Origin of the sequence: Mycobacterium sp. E342 (genome assembly GCF_001667665.1) — a bacterium.
Taxonomy (GTDB): Bacteria; Actinomycetota; Actinomycetes; order Mycobacteriales; family Mycobacteriaceae; genus Mycobacterium.
The window spans coordinates 1-523 of the sequence record NZ_LZJM01000164.1 but is presented as its reverse complement, the minus strand read 5'-3'; the positions used below and the strand labels follow the sequence as shown (position 1 = coordinate 523).

Genomic DNA, 523 nt, shown 5'->3' with positions numbered 1-523 from the left:
TGCGTGGCCGAGAATGGCTATTAGCGCACCACGATTCGCGAGATCGCCCGGGCGGCGAACATCACCAGCGGAAGCCTGTACCACTACTTCCCGAACAAGTCCGAATTGCTGGACGCGGCCGTCGAGGACATCGAGCGCATCGCGTTGCCGCGGCTGCGCGCGGCCGCCGCGCGCCCGGGGACCGCCGTCGACCGCATCGAGGCGGTGCTCGACGAATCGGGCCGGCTCATGCGCGAGTATCCCGATCTTGCCGCCTTCGAGTGGGTGATCCGCGCCGAAGGCGCTGTCGCCCGCGATTCGCGGCTCGCGGCCGACTTCCAGGTGTTTCGCGGAATCATCGAGGGTGTCATCGACGATGCCTACCGCCGGGGCGAGCTCGCGCACCGGGCCGACCGCAACGGCATCGTCGAGGCCGTCTACGCGCTGATCTATGGGTTGACGGAGCTGGCGGCCACGTCGCCGCCCCGGGACTATCACGCCGCGCTGGACGCGGCCAAGAAATTGATCCGGGGAACGTTGCTCG

At 68.5% G+C, this 523-nt stretch carries 1 protein-coding gene; it reads left to right on the top strand.

Annotated features, from left to right (window positions below):
• Window positions 1–33: 33 nt before the first annotated feature.
• A partial coding sequence (locus A5692_RS11760; protein WP_369830288.1) for a TetR/AcrR family transcriptional regulator occupies window positions 34–523 on the top strand: 490 nt, incomplete at its 3' end.